Annotated in this window: 13 protein-coding genes; 11 read left to right on the top strand and 2 right to left on the bottom strand. The window is 73.3% G+C overall.

Going from position 1 to position 16,958, the window contains the following annotated elements:
- Positions 1–10 precede the first annotated feature (10 nt).
- Positions 11–1,699: an alpha/beta hydrolase gene (locus tag ACWIX3_RS03735; RefSeq protein WP_448610740.1), complete on the bottom strand. Its 1,689-nt coding sequence runs from the start codon at positions 1,697–1,699 to the stop codon at positions 11–13.
- A 248-nt stretch (positions 1,700–1,947) separates the two neighbouring features.
- Here ACWIX3_RS03735 and ACWIX3_RS03730 point away from each other — a divergent pair, with 248 nt between their 5' ends.
- The 4 genes from ACWIX3_RS03730 (at position 1,948) to ngg (ending at position 8,038) form a co-directional block, all read left to right on the top strand.
- Positions 1,948–2,709 carry an SDR family NAD(P)-dependent oxidoreductase gene (locus ACWIX3_RS03730; RefSeq protein ID WP_448610739.1) on the top strand — a complete coding sequence of 254 codons (762 nt, stop codon included), beginning with the start codon at positions 1,948–1,950 and terminating at the stop codon, positions 2,707–2,709.
- Between the two features lie 90 nt (positions 2,710–2,799).
- Positions 2,800–4,008, top strand: a complete 1,209-nt coding sequence (locus tag ACWIX3_RS03725; RefSeq protein ID WP_448610738.1) for an epoxide hydrolase family protein — start codon at positions 2,800–2,802, stop codon at positions 4,006–4,008.
- Between the two features lie 488 nt (positions 4,009–4,496).
- Positions 4,497–6,278: an N-acetylglutaminylglutamine amidotransferase gene (locus tag ACWIX3_RS03720; RefSeq protein WP_448610737.1), complete on the top strand. Its 1,782-nt coding sequence runs from the start codon at positions 4,497–4,499 to the stop codon at positions 6,276–6,278.
- 107 nt (positions 6,279–6,385) lie between these two features.
- Entirely contained in the window at positions 6,386–8,038 is a 1,653-nt protein-coding gene (gene ngg, locus ACWIX3_RS03715; protein ID WP_448610736.1) for an N-acetylglutaminylglutamine synthetase, read from the top strand.
- A gap of 37 nt (positions 8,039–8,075) precedes the next feature.
- Here the strand turns inward: ngg and ACWIX3_RS03710 are convergent, their stop codons facing one another.
- A complete protein-coding gene (locus ACWIX3_RS03710) occupies positions 8,076–8,363 on the bottom strand; it encodes a winged helix-turn-helix domain-containing protein (RefSeq protein WP_448610735.1) in 288 nt (95 codons plus the stop codon).
- A gap of 175 nt (positions 8,364–8,538) precedes the next feature.
- On the opposite strand from ACWIX3_RS03710, the gene ACWIX3_RS03705 reads away from it, so the two are divergent.
- From ACWIX3_RS03705 to ACWIX3_RS03675, 7 genes are all read left to right on the top strand, one after another.
- The gene (locus ACWIX3_RS03705) at positions 8,539–9,573 is read left to right on the top strand and encodes a TerC family protein (protein WP_448610734.1); all 1,035 of its coding nucleotides are present in this window, start codon (positions 8,539–8,541) and stop codon (positions 9,571–9,573) included.
- Positions 9,574–9,671: 98 nt separating this feature from the next.
- A complete protein-coding gene (locus ACWIX3_RS03700) occupies positions 9,672–10,049 on the top strand; it encodes a fluoride efflux transporter FluC (protein WP_448610733.1) in 378 nt (125 codons plus the stop codon).
- Positions 10,046–10,402: a fluoride efflux transporter FluC gene (locus tag ACWIX3_RS03695; RefSeq protein WP_448610732.1), complete on the top strand. Its 357-nt coding sequence runs from the start codon at positions 10,046–10,048 to the stop codon at positions 10,400–10,402. The genes ACWIX3_RS03700 and ACWIX3_RS03695 overlap by 4 nt, the downstream gene beginning before the upstream one ends.
- Before the next feature lie 47 nt (positions 10,403–10,449).
- A complete protein-coding gene (locus ACWIX3_RS03690; protein ID WP_448610731.1) occupies positions 10,450–11,865 on the top strand; it encodes an alpha,alpha-trehalose-phosphate synthase (UDP-forming) in 1,416 nt (471 codons plus the stop codon).
- Positions 11,862–12,635 carry a trehalose-phosphatase gene (gene otsB, locus ACWIX3_RS03685; RefSeq protein ID WP_448610730.1) on the top strand — a complete coding sequence of 258 codons (774 nt, stop codon included), beginning with the start codon at positions 11,862–11,864 and terminating at the stop codon, positions 12,633–12,635. The genes ACWIX3_RS03690 and otsB overlap by 4 nt, the downstream gene beginning before the upstream one ends.
- Before the next feature lie 245 nt (positions 12,636–12,880).
- Positions 12,881–14,488 (top strand): methyl-accepting chemotaxis protein, encoded by a 1,608-nt coding sequence (locus ACWIX3_RS03680; RefSeq protein WP_448610729.1) that lies wholly within the window; start codon positions 12,881–12,883, stop codon positions 14,486–14,488.
- An 834-nt stretch (positions 14,489–15,322) separates the two neighbouring features.
- Positions 15,323–16,927: a methyl-accepting chemotaxis protein gene (locus ACWIX3_RS03675; RefSeq protein WP_448610728.1), complete on the top strand. Its 1,605-nt coding sequence runs from the start codon at positions 15,323–15,325 to the stop codon at positions 16,925–16,927.
- Positions 16,928–16,958 lie beyond the last annotated feature (31 nt).

Here is a 16,958-nt window from a genome sequence, read left to right as displayed (position 1 = left end):
GGCGAACGGCCTACCCGGCGGCCACGCCCGTCCGGACGGCGCTGGAGAGGGCGGACGCCGGTACCGGGTCGAACGCCTCGCGGTCCTGGGTGCAGACCGTCCCCGCCGGTGGGGTGGCCCCGGTGAGCAGGTACTGCGTGGTCGCCGAGTCCGCGCAGGAGCTCGTGCCGAGCGAGCCGTGCCCGACGCCGTCGACGGTCAGCAGGGTGCTGTTCGGCAGCAGGTCGTCCACCACCACCGCGTTGCGGTAGGGGGTGGCGGGGTCGTACAGGTTGCCGATGACGAGCACCGGGTTGCGGGTCCAGCTGTCCCACGGGCCGGTGTGGCGCTCGGTCGAGCGACCGTTCCACGGCGCGCAGACGAGCCCGAGGTAGGCCCACGGCGAGCCGACGTAGGGCGCGGTCGTGGCGTCGAGTGCGCGCGCCACCTCGCCGTAGCGGTAGGGGTCGTCCGGGTTGTCGGTGTCGCCGCAGGTGATGGCGGCGCGCGCATCCGGGTAGTTCAGGTAGCCCTCCGGCGTCGGCGGCTGCGGCAGGCTCTCCAGCAGGGTGGCGACCGCGGCGCCGTCGTCGCTGTACACCGCCTGCAGCAGCTGGCCGAGGAGCGGCCACGAGCCCGCGTCGTAGAGCAGGCTCACGGTCCCCGAGACCAACATCGAGTAGGTCAGCGGCTGCGCCGGCTGGCCGGGCACCGGGATCGGCATCGGGGCGGCCCGCAGCCGGGCGGCGAGCTCGGCGTACTTCTGCTCCGGACTCCCGTCGGCGGCGAATGCGCAGCGCGGCGGGCCGGCCTCCCCGCACAGCTCGAGGAACCGGTCCAGGGTCTCGGTGCTGCCCACCTCGGCGCGCTCGCGGATCCAGCTGATGGTGTCGGGCGGACCGCTGGCCCAGGCGGGGTCCACCACGCTGTCGAGGATCAGGGCCCCGGTGCGTGTGGGGAAGGTGTTGGCGACCACCTGGGCGAGGAAGGTGCCGTAGGACAGGCCGTAGAGGTTGATCCGCTGGTCACCCATCGCCGCGCGCAGCACGTCCAGGTCGCGGGCGAAGTGCAGGGTGCCGACGTGGTCCAGCAGGTCTCCGTTGCGAGCCCGGCACTCCTCCGCGAACGCGCGCACCTGCGCGATCGCCTGCTCCTCCTGGACCCGGTCGGTGGGGAAGTCGGCCAGCGTGGCGTAGGGCAGAGCGGCCTGCTCGGCGGTGCTGCCCGTGCACTGCACCGGCTGGCTCTCGCCGGTCCCGCGCGGGTCGACGCCCACCAGGTCGTAGCGCGCGAGCACCTCCGGTGGGAACAGGAGCCGGCCGATCTCACGCACGGTCGCCGCCGCCGGGCCGCCCGGGCCGCCGAAGTTGACGAACAGGGCGCCGATCCGGTTCGCCGGGTCGGCCGCGGGCAGGCGCACCACGTGCAGGCTGAACGTGCGGCCCTGCGGGTCGGCGTAGTCGTACGGGACGTCGACGTCGGACTGCTGGTAGCCGTCACCTGCGTCCGCCCAGGTGATCGACGGCACCGGCACGCCGGGTACGCCACCCGGTGGGGGCTCGCCGTGAGCGTTCCCCTGCGCCCCCGTGGCGGCGGTCGCTGCCGGAGCGGCGGCCGCGACGCCGCCGAGCGGGACGGCGAGCAGTGCGGCGGACGTCGCCGCCGCACAGGCAGCGGCGGCGATCCGGCGCCGGAGGCGGTGGGATGAGGTGATCGGCATGGGTCCCCCCGTGGTCGGCTCGCGCACCTGGCCGTCCCGGACTCGTCCGGCCTCGTCCGGCGAGCACTGTGCCGGTGTCGGCACCATCGCGGAAGGGCCGACCGCGCGGTGCCGGCGCGTCGGCACGAACTGCCGCGCCGGGTCGGCGGCCGGTCCCGACGACGGGGCGCCGGACCGGAGCCGCTGCCCGGTCGGGTTCCACGTGGAACCCGCCGACACCACCCGTCCCCTCCCGGTTGGATGAGGACGTGGCTGAGAGCGGCAGTTCGTACGTCGTCACCGGTGGGGCGCAGGGCGTGGGGTGGGCGGTCGTCGAGCGACTGGTGCGCGACGGGCACGTCGTCGTGCTCGACACGTCCGGCGAGCCGGAGGAGCTGCCGGAGCGCGTGCGGTGGGTCCGCGGGGACGCCCGTGACCCGGACGTCGCCGCGCGCGCAGCCGCGACCGCGGAGAGCGCCGGGCCGCTGGTCGGCTGGGTCAACGACGCGGCGATCTTCCGCGACGCCGGCCTGCTCACCGCCCCCGCTCCGGAGGTTCTCGACCTGGTCACCGCGAACCTCGCCCTGGCGCTGACCGGCTGCTCCACCGCCGTCACCCACTTCACCGCGCACGGCCGACCAGGCGCGATCGTCAACGTCTCCTCCCACCAGGCTCAGCGGCCGGTCCGGGGCGCGCTCCCCTACGCGACGGCGAAGGCCGCGGTCGAGGGGCTGACCCGGGCGGTGGCGGTCGACCACGGCCCGGCCGGCATCCGCACCAACTGCGTGGCCCTCGGGTCGATCACGACGGCGCGCTACGAGGAGTACCGCGGCGCCCATCCCGAGGTCGACGCGCAGATGGCCGCCCTGCACCCGCTCGGCCGCGTCGGCACGCCGGCCGAGGTCGGGGAGGTGGTGGCCTTCCTGCTCTCCCCCGCCGCCGGCTTCGTCAACGGCGCCGTCCTGCCCGTGGACGGCGGACGCGCCGTGCTCGGCGCGGACCCGGAGGCGACGAGCGCGGACGCCTCCTGACGGGGCTCGTCCGTACCGTCCGGCGTCGTGGGGCGCCCGGGCTGGACGCCGCCACCGGACCGGACCGAACGGCACCGACAGGAGCCCGCCGTGGATCTCGACGCCCCGACCCTCGATGCCCGGCCGTTCCGGGTCCGTGTGCCGGACGCCGAACTCGCGGACGTGCGGAACCGGCTGACGCAGACCCGCTGGCCGGCGGCCTCGCCGGCCCCCGGCTGGTCGGAGGGCGTGCCGCTCGAGGTCGTCCAGGACCTCTGCCGCCACTGGGCCGAGGAGTACGACTGGCGGGCCACCGAGGCGCGGCTCAACGCCGTTCCGCAGTACCTGGTCGAGGTCGATGGACTGCAGGTCCACGTGCTGCACGCGCGCTCGGTCCACACCGAGGCGCTACCGCTGGTGCTCACGCACGGCTGGCCCGGGTCCGTCCTCGAGTTGCTACCCCTGATCGAGCCCCTGACCGACCCGGTCGCGCACGGCGGCGCTGCTGAGGACGCCTTCCACGTCGTCGTCCCCTCGCTGCCCGGTTACGGCTTCAGCGCCCAGCCGAGCACCACCGGCTGGGGTGTCGAGCGGATCGCCGGCGCGTGGGCGCGGCTGATGGCCGGCCTCGGTCACGACCGGTACGGCGCCGCCGGTAGCGACTGGGGCACCAGCATCTCCAGCGTGCTGGGCGTCCTCGACCCCGCGCACGTGGTCGGCGTCCACCTCGTCCCGCCCCTGGCCGGGCCCGCTCCTCCGACGCAGGACGGAGACGCCGAGCTCTCCGACGCCGAGCGCGCCGCGCTGGCCGCGATGGCGGAGCGAGGGCGGTCGTCCTCTGCGTACTCAGAGGTCCACCGCACCGCGCCGCAGACCCTCGGGTACGCCCTCGTGGACTCTCCCGCGGGGTTGTGCGCGTGGATGGGCGAGAAGCTGCTGTCCTGGACCGACCCGGCGGCCGAGCGCTCCTCCGCGCTGCGCGGTCCCCTGCCGTCGGGGCTGACGTACGACCAGGTGCTCGACCAGGTCAGCCTCTACTGGTTCACCGGCACCGCAGCGTCCTCGGCGCGGTTGTACGCCGAGAGCATCGAGTTGGTCTCGGCGTGGATCAGCGGGGCCCGCCTGGACCAGGTGCACGTACCCGTCGGGGCGTCGGTCTTCCCCGCTGAGGTCCCCCGCCCCTCCCGGCGTTGGGCAGAACGCCGCTACCGCGACATCCGGTACTGGGCCGAACACCCGCGCGGCGGACACTTCCCCGCCCTCGAGGTCCCCGACCTGCTCGTCGAGGACCTCCGCGCGTTCTTCCGCCTCGTCCGCTGAGACCGCGCACCGAGCTCGTCGCCTCGGAGGTCCCGATCGTCGACCCCCCGCCCTGCGGCTGTCGGGGCAGGGCGCCCTGGCCGGCAGCGGCACGTCGTCGTCCCGGACGGTTGTGTGCCCACCGGTGCGCCAGCTGGGTGGGGCGTCATCCGGCCCGCGCCGTTCCGGTGACCCGTCGTCGCGGGAGCGGGAGGCGGCAGAGCTGCGGCGGGTGGCCACCCGCAACGCGATGGAGGCCCGTGAGAGGCCGAGCCGGTGCTCGGCCCGGCCGACGGCAGGCCGACCACCCTGCGCAGCGCACGCCGGGGACGACGGGGTCCTGGGCGCCGGACACGGGAGCCTGCGGCAGGCTGCCCGGTCCGGGGCCCGACCACGGGGTGCCCGCGCACGGGCGTGGCCGTTCCACGTGGAACGCGACTCCGTTGCATCCGTGTGACGTGACCCCTGGACGGTCGCGCAGGCCTGGCCGGTGGGGTTGGATCGACGGTATGTGCGGCCTCTCCGGCGAGATCAGGTTCGACGGCTCCCTGGCCGACACCACCGCCGTGGCGCGGATGGTCGAGTGCCTCGTCCCCCGCGGTCCGGACGGTCAGGGTGCCTGGAGCAACGGGCGGGTGGCCTTCGGGCACCGCCGGCTGTCGGTCATCGACCTGTCGCCGGCCGGCAGCCAGCCCATGGTGGACAACGAGCTCGGGCTGACCGCGGTCTTCAACGGCTGCATCTACGACTACAAGGAGCTGCGCGCCGAGCTCGAGGGCCACGGCTACCGCTTCTTCTCCACCAGCGACACCGAGGTGATCCTCAAGGGCTACCACCACTGGGGCACCGCGGTCGTCGAGCACCTGCACGGCATGTTCGCCTTCGTCATCACCGAGCGCGACACCGGCCGGGTGGTGCTCGCCCGCGACCGGCTGGGCATCAAGCCGCTCTACCTGGCCGAGACGCCCGGCCGGCTGCGGTTCGCCTCCTCGCTGCCGGCCCTGGTGCAGGCGGGGGACGTCGACACCTCCATCGACCCGGTCGCGCTGCACCACTACCTCACCTGGCACGCCGTCGTCCCCGCGCCGCGGACGATCCTCAACGGGGTCCGCAAGCTGCCCCCGGCCACCGTGCGGGTGATCGAGGCCGACGGCACCTCCCGCGAGCACCGGTACTGGGAGGCTCGCTACGAGCGCCGTCCCGAGCACGCGAACTGGTCGGCCCGTGACTGGGAGGACGCGATCGAGGAGGCGCTGCGGGTCGCCGTCCGGCGGCGCCTGGTGGCCGACATCCCGGTCGGCGTGCTGCTCTCCGGTGGGCTGGACTCCAGCCTGATCGTCGGCCTGCTCGCCCAGGAGGGGCAGACCGGCCTGGCCACCTACTCGATCGGGTTCGAGGCCGTCGGCGGCCGGGAGGGCGACGAGTTCGTCTACTCCGACGTCATCGCCGAGCGCTTCGAGACCGACCACCACCGCATCCGGGTCGCCTCCGACGAGCTCGCCGCGGCGCTGGGCCACGCCATCGGCGCGATGGCCGAGCCGATGGTCAGCCACGACGTCGTCGCCTTCGACCTGCTGTCGGAGCGGGTCAGCCAGTCGATCCGGGTGGTGCAGTCCGGGCAGGGCGCCGACGAGGTCTTCGCCGGCTACCACTGGTACCCGCCGCTGCAGGGCGTGGACCGTGAGCGGGCGGTGGAGACCTACGCGAAGGCGTTCTTCGACCGCGACGCCGCCGACATGGCCCGGCTGGTCAGCGACCGCTACGCACTGGACGGGGACCCGAGCCTGGAGTTCGTCCGCCGGCACATGTCCGCGCCGCACGCCGACACCGCCGTGGACGCCGCGCTGCGGCTGGACAGCGAGGTCATGCTCGTCGACGACCCGGTCAAGCGGGTGGACAACATGTCCATGGCCTGGGGCCTGGAGGCGCGGGTGCCGTTCCTCGACCACGACCTGGTCGAGCTGGCCGCGATGTGCCCGCCGGAGCTGAAGCTGGCCGACGGCGGCAAGGGCGTGCTCAAGGCCATCGGCCGGCGGATCATCCCGCCGGAGGTCATCGACCGGCCCAAGGGCTACTTCCCGGTCCCGGCGATCACCCACCTCGAAGGCAAGGTGCTCGACCTGGTCCGCGACAGCCTGTCCAACGACGCCGCCCGCGAGCGCGGGCTGTTCCGGCCCGAGTACGTCGACCGTCTGCTGGCCGACCCGAACGGCGAGCTGACCCCGCTGCGCGGCAACAAGCTGTGGCAGCTCGGCCTGCTCGAGCTCTGGCTGCAGGCGCACGGGGTCTGATCGGCGTGACACGGATCGCCGGTCACCGGCGTCGGAGCCCGGCTCCCGACACCCCGTCGTTCACCCAGCGGTCCTGGCAGCAGCCGTCGGAGCACCAGAGGCAGGGCATGGCCTCCGACGTCGTCCTCGACATGGGGTGGGGGCGGCTGGTCTTCGGCCAGACCTTCCCGGACCTGCGCGGCATCGTCGACGCGCTGCGCGCCGAGGAGAGCGGCCGCCGCGACATCTGCATCTACCCGCCGGACCCGCACGTCCTGGTCGGCCTGGCGCCCGACGAGCTGTTCATCGACCCCAGCTACACCTACCGGCTCGACCTGCACCGCTACCGCCCACGCGCGGAGCTGATCCGCGGCGTCTTCGTGCGCACGGTCACCGCGCTGGAGGAGATGCACCGGATCAACGACATCTACGCCCGCAACGGCATGGTCACCGGCCACGCCGAGACGATGTGGGCCCACCACCGCACCCGCACCTTCACCTACCTGGTGGCCGAGGACCGGCGCACCCGGCGGATCGTCGGCACGGTGACCGGTGTCGACCACGTGCTCGCCTTCGAGGACCCGGAGGGCGGCGCCAGCCTGTGGAGCCTGGCCGTGGACGCCCAGGACGCGCCGCCCGGCACCGGCGAGGCGCTGGTGCGCGTGCTGGCCGAGCGCTACGTCGGCCGCGGGCGGGCCTACCTCGACCTGTCGGTCATGCACGACAACGCCGGCGCCATCGCGCTGTACCGCAAGCTCGGCTTCCACCGGGTGCCGGCGGTCTGCGTCAAGCGGAAGAACCCGATCAACACGCCGCTGTTCGCCGCCCGCCCCGAGGGTCTTGAGGACCTCAACCCCTACGCGCGGATCATCGCCGAGGAGGCGCTCGAGCGCGGCATCCGGGTCGAGGTGAACGACGCCGGGTGGGGCGAGATGCGGTTGTCGCTGGGCGGGCGCACGGTGCTCACCCGCGAGTCGCTGTCGGAGTTCACCAGCGCGGTCGCGATGAGCCGCTGCGACGACAAGCGGGTCACCCGCCGGATCGTGGACAAGGCCGGCGTCCGCGTCCCCCGCGGGGTGTCGATCCCCGAGGACGAGCTGGACCCCGCCCGCGCGCTGCTCGCCCAGTGCGGCGAGGTGGTGGTCAAGCCCGCCCGCGGCGAGCAGGGCAAGGGCATCACCGTCGGCGTGACGACGGAGGAGGCGCTCGGCCGCGCGGTGGCCCTCGCCGCGCACTTCTGCCCCGACGTGCTGGTGGAGGAGCTCGTGGCGGGCGACGACCTGCGCGTGGTGGTGATCGACCACGAGGTGGTGGCCGCCGCGGTGCGCCGTCCGGCCGAGGTGGTCGGTGACGGCCGGTCCCCGGTCACCGAGCTGGTGCGCGCCACCAGCCGGCGGCGGGAGCGGGCGACCGGCGGGGAGTCGCGCATCCCGCTGGACGACGCGACCGCCGAGGTGGTCGCCGAGTCCGGGTACGCGATGGACGACGTCCCGCCGGTCGGCGAGCGGATCCGGGTCCGGCGGACGGCGAACCTGCACACCGGCGGCACCATCGAGGACGTCACCGACCGGCTGCACCCGGCGATCGCGCAGGCCGCCGTCCGGGCCAGCCGGGCGATCGGCATCCCGGTGACGGGGCTGGACTTCCTGGTGCCCGACGTCGAGGGCCCCGACCACGTGTTCATCGAGGCCAACGAGCGGCCGGGGCTGGCCAACCACGAGCCGCAGCCCACGGTGGAACGCTTCGTCGACCTGCTGTTCCCCGAGACCCGCCGGCGCTGAACGGCTCCGACCCGGCGGTGCGGCGGCGCCCCCTCAGCTAGCGGGTGAAGATGGCGAGCAGGTCGTCGACCTCGCGGTGGGCGGTGCTCGGGTGCCGGAACGGCCGGTGCGGTGGCACCCCGTAGTGGGTGCGACGGCCCTGGCGGCTGCGGGTGACGTACCCGGCCTCCTCCAGGTCGCGCAGGATGGTCAGGACGGCGCGGGACGTGATGCCGACCCGTTCGGCGATCTCCTCGACGCGTGCGTCCGGATCGGCGGCGACCGCGAGCAGCACGTGGCCGTGGTTGGTGAGGAACGTCCACGAGGGGCGAGGGTCGTCGGCCACGGGTCTCCTCGGCGGGCTGGCACGGACAGCTGAAGTCTGCTTCACTCGTTGTCGGAGGGGAGTATCCCGCAGCGCTCCTGTCGCCAGTACGACGCCACCTGGAGGGGTCCGGCGGAGCGAGCCCGCTACGGGCTGGGAGAGACCTCCGGTCGGTCTCGATCGGAGGTGGTTCCCGGTGGACGTCTCGCTGTCCCTGTGGCTGGCCGTGCTCGGCGTCATCGTCGGCATGCTGGCCGTCGACCTGTTCGCCCACCGCCGCGCGCACGTCATCGGCGTGCGCGAGGCGGCCGCGTGGTCTGCGGTGTGGGTGGTCATCGGCGTCGGCTTCGGCGCCTGGGTGTGGTGGGCGTACGGCGCCGAGCTCGGCCAGCAGTACTTCGCGGGGTACCTGATCGAGAAGTCGCTGGCCGTGGACAACGTCTTCGTCTGGGCCATCGTCTTCACGTTCTTCGCCGTGCCGCGGGAGTACCAGCACCGGGTGCTCTTCCTCGGTGTGCTCGGCGCGCTGGTGCTGCGCGGCCTGTTCATCGCCGGCGGCGCGGTCCTCATCAGCAGCGTCGGCTGGGTGCTGTACCTGTTCGCCGCGTTCCTGCTCTGGACCGGCTACCGGATGATCCGGCAGCGGGACGAGCACATCGACCCGCAGCGGTCCGGGGCGCTGCGCCTGTTTCGCCGGTACGTGCCGATGACCGACGCCTACCACGGGCAGCGGTTCCTCGTCCGGCGCGACGGTGTCCTGCTGGCCACCCCCCTGCTGGCCGTGCTGGTGCTCGTCGAGGTCACCGACGTGGTCTTCGCCGTCGACTCCATCCCGGCCATCTTCGCGGTCACCGACGAGCCGTTCCTCGTCTTCACCGCCAACGCCTTCGCCATCCTGGGGCTGCGGGCGATGTACTTCCTGCTCGCCGACCTCGTCCACCGCTTCGTCTACCTCAAGGTGGGCCTGGCGCTGGTGCTGATGTGGGTCGGCGTCAAGATGCTGCTCAAGATCGACATCTACTACATCCCGACGACGATCAGCCTGGCCGTCATCGCCACGATCCTCGGCGTCTCGGTCTGGCTGAGCCTGCGGGCCACCCGCGGCCAGGCCCGCCACGCCCTGCCGTCGCCCACCACCAGCCCGTTCCGTGTGGCGACCGAGGAGGAGCTGGCGGCGCTCGAGCCGCTGTGGCGCCGTCGCCGGCCGGCACGGGAGCAGACGCTCTCCTGACCCGCGCCGTCCCGCCACCGCGGTGGCGACGTGCCGACGCCGACGGCGTGTCGCCACCGCGGGCGCCATCATCGTCGGGACGACGGGAGGACAGGACCGTGGCGTACCTGCTCGCGGCGCTGGGTGGCGCGCTCGGTGCCCTGGCCCGCTGGGGCGTGGCGACGGCGCTGCCGCACTCCCCAGGCGGCTGGCCGTGGGCCACGCTGCTGGTCAACCTCACCGGCTGCCTGCTGTTCGGCGCGCTGATCGCACTCCTGGCGGCCCGCTCCCCCGAGCCGCCGTGGGTGCGGCCGTTCCTCGCCGTCGGCGTGCTCGGGGGCTACACGACCTACTCCGCGTTCGCGGTCGAGGTGGTCGGACTGGCCGAGGTCGGCGAGCCGCTGCTGGCCGGCGGCTACGTGTTCCTCTCCGTCGCCGGCGGGGTCCTCGCCGTGGCCGCCGGGGTCCTGGCGGTGCGGGCCGCCCGCACCCGGTGACGCCGCTGCTCGTGGTGGCCGGCGCACTCGTCGGGGCCCCGCTGCGGCTGCTGGTCACCCGGCTGGCCACCCGCGGCGGGCGCGACCCCGCTCGCGGCACGCTCGCCGTGAACGTGGTCGGCAGCGCGCTGCTGGGCCTGGTGCTGGGGGCCGGCGCGACTCCCCCGGCGGTCGTCGTCCTGGTGGGCACCGGCTTCTGCGGCACGTTGACCACCTTCTCGACGTTCGGCGCCGACGTGGTGCGGATGGTCGAGCAGCGCCGACTCGCCCGGGGCCTGGGTCACGTGCTCGCCACCGTCGTCCTGGGGGTGGGGGCTGCCGCTCTGGGGTACGGACTGGCCTCCGGGTGGTGAGCCCGGCGCTGCCGTTCGCGCCGGCGCTCAGTAGGGTCAGGGGCGGTATGGCTGGGACAGCAGCAGGACACGGAGGGGCGGACAGCCCCGTCGTCGTGGTGGCCAACCGGCTGCCGGTCGACCAGGTCACCGACCCCGACGGCAGCACGCGCTGGCAGCGCAGCCCGGGCGGCCTGGTGACCGCGCTGGAGCCCTTCGTGGCCGGCCGTGGTGGCGCCTGGGTGGGCTGGTCCGGGTCGGCCGGCGAGGCCCCCGAGCCCTTCGAGTCCGGCGGGATGTCGCTGGTCCCCGTGCCGCTGTCCGAGGAGGAGGTCGACCGCTACTACGAGGGCATGTCGAACGCCTCGCTGTGGCCGCTGTACCACGACGTGGTCGAGAAGCCCGAGTACCACCGGACGTGGTGGGACACCTACGTCCAGGTCAACAAGCGTTTCGCCGAGCGCACCGCCGACGTGGCCGCCGAGGGCGCGATCGTGTGGGTGCACGACTACCAGCTGCAGTTGGTACCGGCCATGCTGCGCCAGCAGCGTCCGGACCTGACCATCGGATTCTTCCTCCACATCCCCTTCCCGCCCTACGAGCTGTTCACCCAGCTGCCCTGGCGGTCGGCCATCGTCGAGGGCCTGCTCGGCGCCGACCTGGTCGGGTTCCAGCGGCCCGCCGCGGCGGCCAACTTCGTGCAGCTGGCCCGCCGGCTGCACGACCTGCCCACCCGCGGCTCGACGATCGAGTACGACGGCCGCACGGTCACCGCGCGCGCCTTCCCCATCTCCATCGACGTCACGGCGTTCGAGGAGCTGGCGAACCGGCCGGACGTCGTCAAGCGGGCGGAGGAGATCCGCAACGAGCTGGGCAACCCGCGCAAGATCATCCTGGGTGTCGACCGGTTGGACTACACCAAGGGCATCGCCGTCCGGCTCAACGCTTTCCAGGAGCTGCTGGAGGACGGCGTCGTCGAGGTCCCCGACACGGTGATGGTGCAGGTCGCCACGCCCAGCCGGGAGCGCGTCGAGCACTACGTGCACATGCGCGAGACGATCGAGCAGCAGGTCGGCCACATCAACGGCGTCTTCGGCACCCTCGGCGGGCCCGCCGTCCACTACATCAACCAGTCGGTGCCCCGCGAGGAGCTGGCCGCGCTCTACCGGGCCGCCGACGTCATGCTCGTGACCCCGTACCGCGACGGCATGAACCTCGTGGCCAAGGAGTACGTCGCGGCCCGCAGCGACCTCGGCGGCACCCTGGTGCTCTCCGAGTTCGCCGGTGCCGCTGCCGAGCTCAAGCAGGCGTTCCTCGTCAATCCGCACGACATCGCCGGGGTGAAGAACCAGCTGCTGCGGGCGCTGCGCGTCGAACCGGCCGAGGCGGCCAAGCGGATGCGCGCGATGCGCCGCCACCTGGCGCGCAACGACCTCGAACACTGGGCCAGCTCGTTCTTCGAGGCGCTGCAGGCCCAGGCGTGACCCGGCCGGAGCCCCCCCTCCCCTCCCCCGCTGGTCTGCCGGCGGACCTGGCCGAGGCGCTGGCGTCCGTGGCCGGACGGCGGCCGCTGCTGGTGGCCAGTGACTACGACGGCGTCCTCGCGCCCCTGGTGGGCGACCCGGCGGCCGCCGCCCCCGTGCCGGGCGTCGCCGGAGCGCTGGCACGGCTGGGGGCCGTCGACGGGGTCACCGTGGCGCTGGTCAGCGGCCGAGGCGTGGCCGACCTGCGCGTCGTCAGCGGCTTCGAGGGTCCGTACCGCTGGATCGGCAGCCACGGGGCCGAGTACGACGGTCCACTGACCGGGGAGCTCGCGGCGCGCCGCGACGCGCTCCGCGAGCGGCTGGCCCCGCTCGTCGCGGCAGTGCCCGGCGCACGGCTGGAGGTCAAGCCGGCCAGCGTGGCGGTGCACGTGCGGCAGGTGACCGACCGCATCGCCGCAGCCGCGCTGCTGGAACAGGCCGACGCTGCGGCGAATCCGTCACTGACGAAGAAGCCGGGTAAGGAGGTGCTCGAGCTCGCGGTCACCGACGCCGACAAGGGCACCGCGCTGCTGAGGCTCCGCGACGATCTCGGTGCCGCCGCGACGGTCTACCTCGGCGACGACCGCACCGACGAGGACGCCTTCCGCGCCCTCTCCCCCGGTGACCTCACCGTCAAGGTGGGTGAGGGCGAGACAGCGGCCCGGTACCGCGTCGCCGACCCGGCCGCCGTCGTCGTGCTGCTCGGGGCGCTGGCCGACCTGCTGGCCTGACCTCCGCCCGGCTGCGAGGGTGCGCCGGGGAATGGGCGGGCGCCCATCGGATGTCGACAAACGGGCACCGGAAATGTGGTCACCGACATTTCTGGGGCGCGTGGTGCGACACTCCATCGCGTACGGCGAATACGGGACCGGAACTGCTCCACCATTGCGACACACCGCACGGGCAGCGCCGAGGACGCCATTCTGCCGGACGTGCGGCCACCGTGTCGCAAGCCCTCACGCCCTCAGGAGCACCCATGTCCACGTCCGCCGTCCCCCTTCCTCCCAGAGGTTCCGGAGGCTGGTTCGCCGACCGTCCCCTGTCGGTCAAGTTCGGCGCCCTGGTCGGCGTCGTCGTCGTCGCCTTCGCCGGTGTCGTCGGCTCCGTGGTCGTCGGCAACTCGAGCGTGCGAGACGTCAACGAGGAGCTCTCGGCGCTGGCCGAGGCGGAGGGCCTCGTCCTGCAGCTCGACACGCGAGCCAGCGAGCTCAAGGTCGACGCCTTCCGCGCCCTGGTGCGCGAGGTCCCGGCCGAGTCCCTCGCCGAGCTGGACGACGACGTGGCCACCGCGGAGGAACTGCTCGCCGAACTGTCCGGCATCGCGCTGACCGGCGAGGCCGCTGCGGCCGAGGCGGAGCTGGAGGACAGCTTCGACGGCTACACGACCGCGATCGGTGCCTTCATCGACTCCACCGTCGCCAACCAGGTCGCCGCCCGCGCCGGGTACGCGCAGATCCAGGTCGCCAACGACCTGACCGACGGCGCCGTGGGTGCCGCCAAGGACGCCCTCGAGTCGGCCACCGACGACGCCGAGGTCCGCCTGGCCGACACCATCGACAGCACCGAGCGCCTCACCCTGGCGATGGCCGGCGTCGGTGTCGCCCTCATCCTGGCGATCAGCTGGCTCACCATGCGTTCGGTGACCCGTCCCGTCCAGCGGGTCAAGGTGGCACTGGAGGCGCTGGCCGCGGGTGACCTCACCGCCTCCTCGGGCGTCACCTCGCGGGACGAGGTCGGGCAGATGGCTGCGGCCCTCGACGAGGCGCAGGCGGGCCTGCGCGCCGTCCTCGCCGACGTGGCCGCGTCGGCGGACGCGGTGGCGGCGAGCTCGGAGGAGCTGTCGGCCTCGTCGGCGCAGATCTCCTCCTCGGCCCAGGAGACCAGTGCGCAGTCGGGCGTGGTGGCCGCTGCGGCCGGGGAGGTCTCGCGGAACGTGCAGACCGTGGCCGCGGGTGCGGAGCAGATGGGCGCCTCCATCCGGGAGATCGCGTCCAACGCCGCGGAGGCCTCGGACGTGGCCGCGCGTGCGGTGACCGCCGCGGAGACCACCACGGCGACGGTGGCCAAGCTGGGGGAGTCCTCGGCCGAGATCGGCAACGTGGTCAAGGTGATCACCTCGATCGCCGAGCAGACCAACCTGCTGGCCCTGAACGCCACCATCGAGGCCGCCCGCGCCGGTGAGGCGGGCAAGGGCTTCGCGGTGGTGGCCAACGAGGTCAAGGAGCTGGCCCAGGAGACGGCCAAGGCCACCGAGGACATCGCGAAGCGGGTGCAGTCGATCCAGGGCGACACCACCGCGGCGGTCGCGGCCATCGCGGAGATCTCGACGATCGTCGGGCAGATCTCCGACCGGCAGACGACCATCGCCAGCGCGGTGGAGGAGCAGACCGCGACCACCAACGAGATGTCCCGCTCGGTCACCGAGGCCGCCGACGGCGCCGGCCAGATCGCCGACAACATCGGCAACGTCTCCGGGGCTGCCGACTCGACCACGCAGGCGCTGACCCAGACCCGCACCGCGGTGGACGAGCTGTCCCGGATGGCCGCCGAGCTGCGCACCGGGGTGTCCCGCTTCACGTACTGAGCCGCCGGCTCCGGGAACGGGGCGGTGATCCCCCGGCGGGATCACCGCCCCGTCGTCGTGCGGTCGGCTCCACCGGCCATCCGCGTCGACAGATCCGCGCTCCGGAATGGGTGATCGGACCGATTCGGACCACACCGCGGACATACGCGCAGAACCGGAGAGTCCCGTTACGCGTCGTTGACACCCCGTGCGCACGAGTGATGCCCGACAATCGGGGAGATGCCGTGAGTGCCATCAGAAAGCCCTGAGCGGACCGACGCGGGTCCGCGTGCTCGCCGACCGTCCGATCGGCGTGGAGATCGCCTCCCTCGCCGCGTTCAGCGCGGTGGTGGATCTCGTCCTCGCCCTTGCGGCGGTCAACCGCATCGAGCACCTGCGCAACGGCCGGCAGGAGATCCACGAGCGCGATCACCGGGACCACACGGGGCCGTGCAACGGTGGGTGGACGACCTCGCCGGGGGGACCTGACCGTCGCGCCGGAGGTCGCCACCCGGGACGAGCTCGGCCGGATGGCGGAGTCGCCGGCGCAGAGCGGATGGCGCCTCGATCCCGGAGAGGCGCCACGACCGCCGCGGAGCTGTGCCCCAGCATCGGGAGTCCACCCACCGACCCGGTGCGGCGGGCCATTCGATGTGCCGCCGCGCCATTCCAGTTCCAGCGGGTCGGATCGGCGCCGTGTCGACATCCGGAAGGCGGTCGTCAACAGTTCTTGGGTGGTCGGAACGACACGCCGCAATTCGCAACGGCGCAGTTATGTGGTGCGGCACCATGCCTTCCGGCGCCCGATCGGGTGCTCGGCCACTCCTCCTCACGACACACTCCGGAGCCAGCCCCGTGTCCACATCCCGCCTCGTCGCGAGATTTCGCGACCTGAGCATCACCACCAAGATCCTCTCCGCGGTGACCATCGCGGTGCTCGTCGCCGTCGGCGTGGGCGTCGTGGGGCTCCGGAGTCTCTCCGACACCGCCGACGCCACCGAGACGATGTACAGCAAGGAACTCATCGGCACCGTCGAGGTCGAGGCCGCGCGCTCGCAGCTGTTCGCCCTGCGGCTGTCAGCGGTCAACTACGCGATCACCGCCGACCCGGCCGCGCGGCGGAAGTTCCTCGAGCAGCGGAACCAGGCCTACGAGGACCTGGCCGCGGCAGCCGACCACTACCTCGACACCAAGCCCACCGCCGAGGGGCGCCAGCTGATCGCGGAGGTGCTGGAAGGCGTCGAGCAGTACAAGGCCGCGATGGTGGCGCTCGACGCGCTCGCCGACCAGGGCCGGCTCGTGGAGTGGTCGCTGCAGCGCGACGCGACCGTCAGCCCGATCGCGACCGAGGTCATCTCGGACCTGGACGAGCTGTCGAAGGTGCGCCAGGGGAACGCGGCCAAGAGCGCCGACCAGGCGACCGCAAGCTACGAGAGCACCCGCACCGTGCTACTCGTCGGCATCGTCGTCGGCGCGCTGGTCGCCCTGGCGCTCGGCGTCCTCATCGCCCGCGCCATCCGCCGGGATGTGCAGCGTGTCCAGACCGTCGCCCAGGCCCTCGCCGAGGGCGACCTCACCAGGTCCAGCGGGCTCACGTCAAAGGACGAGCTGGGGCGGATGGGGCAGGCCCTGGACACCGCTGTGGGGAGCCTGCGGACGGTGCTGGGGTCGGTGGCGTCCTCGGCGGATGCGGTGGCCGCCTCGTCGGAGGAGCTCAGCGCGTCCTCGGCGCAGATCTCGGCGTCGGCCGAGGAGACCTCGGCGCAGTCCGGTGTGGTGGCCGGCGCGGCCGAGGAGGTCAGCCGCAGCGTGCAGACCGTGGCCGCGGGTGCGGAGCAGATGGGCGCCTCGATCCGGGAGATCGCCACGAACGCCGCGGAGGCCTCCGACGTGGCCGCGCGTGCGGTGACCGCCGCGGAGACCACCACGGCGACGGTGGCCAAGCTGGGGGAGTCCTCGGCCGAGATCGGCAACGTGGTCAAGGTGATCACCTCGATCGCCGAGCAGACCAACCTGCTGGCCCTGAACGCCACCATCGAGGCCGCCCGGGCCGGTGAGGCCGGCAAGGGCTTCGCGGTGGTGGCCAACGAGGTCAAGGAGCTGGCCCAGGAGACGGCCAAGGCCACCGAGGACATCGCCCGCCGGGTGGAGGCCATCCAGGGCGACACCACCGCCGCGGTGGCCGCGATCGGCGAGATCAGCTCGATCGTCGCGCAGATCTCCGACCGGCAGACCACCATCGCCAGCGCGGTGGAGGAGCAGACCGCCACCACCAGCGAGATGAGCCGGTCGGTGAGCGAGGCCGCGCAGGGCTCGGGTCAGATCGCCGACAACATCACCGGCGTCTCCACGGCCGCGGAGTCGACCACCCAGGCGCTCACCCAGACCCGCACCGCGGTCGACGAGCTGTCCCGGATGGCCGCCGAGCTGCGCACCGGCGTTGCCCGCTTCACCTACTGAGTCCCCCGGGCCGGCGCGGCGGCTTCCCCCG

The sequence above is a fragment of the Geodermatophilus sp. URMC 60 genome (assembly GCF_053502585.1).
The sequence above is the reverse complement of the archived record's forward strand: the minus strand, read 5'-3'. Positions and strand labels throughout refer to the sequence as shown.

Excerpts from the sequence above, each read along its gene's own strand:
- ACWIX3_RS03735 (WP_448610740.1), bottom strand. The coding sequence starts at position 1,699 with ATGCCGATCACCTCATCCCACCGCCTCCGGCGCCGGATCGCCGCCGCT.
- ACWIX3_RS03720 (WP_448610737.1), top strand. The coding sequence starts at position 4,497 with ATGTGCGGCCTCTCCGGCGAGATCAGGTTCGACGGCTCCCTGGCCGAC.
- ngg (WP_448610736.1), top strand. The coding sequence starts at position 6,386 with ATGGCCTCCGACGTCGTCCTCGACATGGGGTGGGGGCGGCTGGTCTTC.
- ACWIX3_RS03690 (WP_448610731.1), top strand. The coding sequence starts at position 10,450 with ATGGCTGGGACAGCAGCAGGACACGGAGGGGCGGACAGCCCCGTCGTC.
- ACWIX3_RS03680 (WP_448610729.1), top strand. The coding sequence starts at position 12,881 with ATGTCCACGTCCGCCGTCCCCCTTCCTCCCAGAGGTTCCGGAGGCTGG.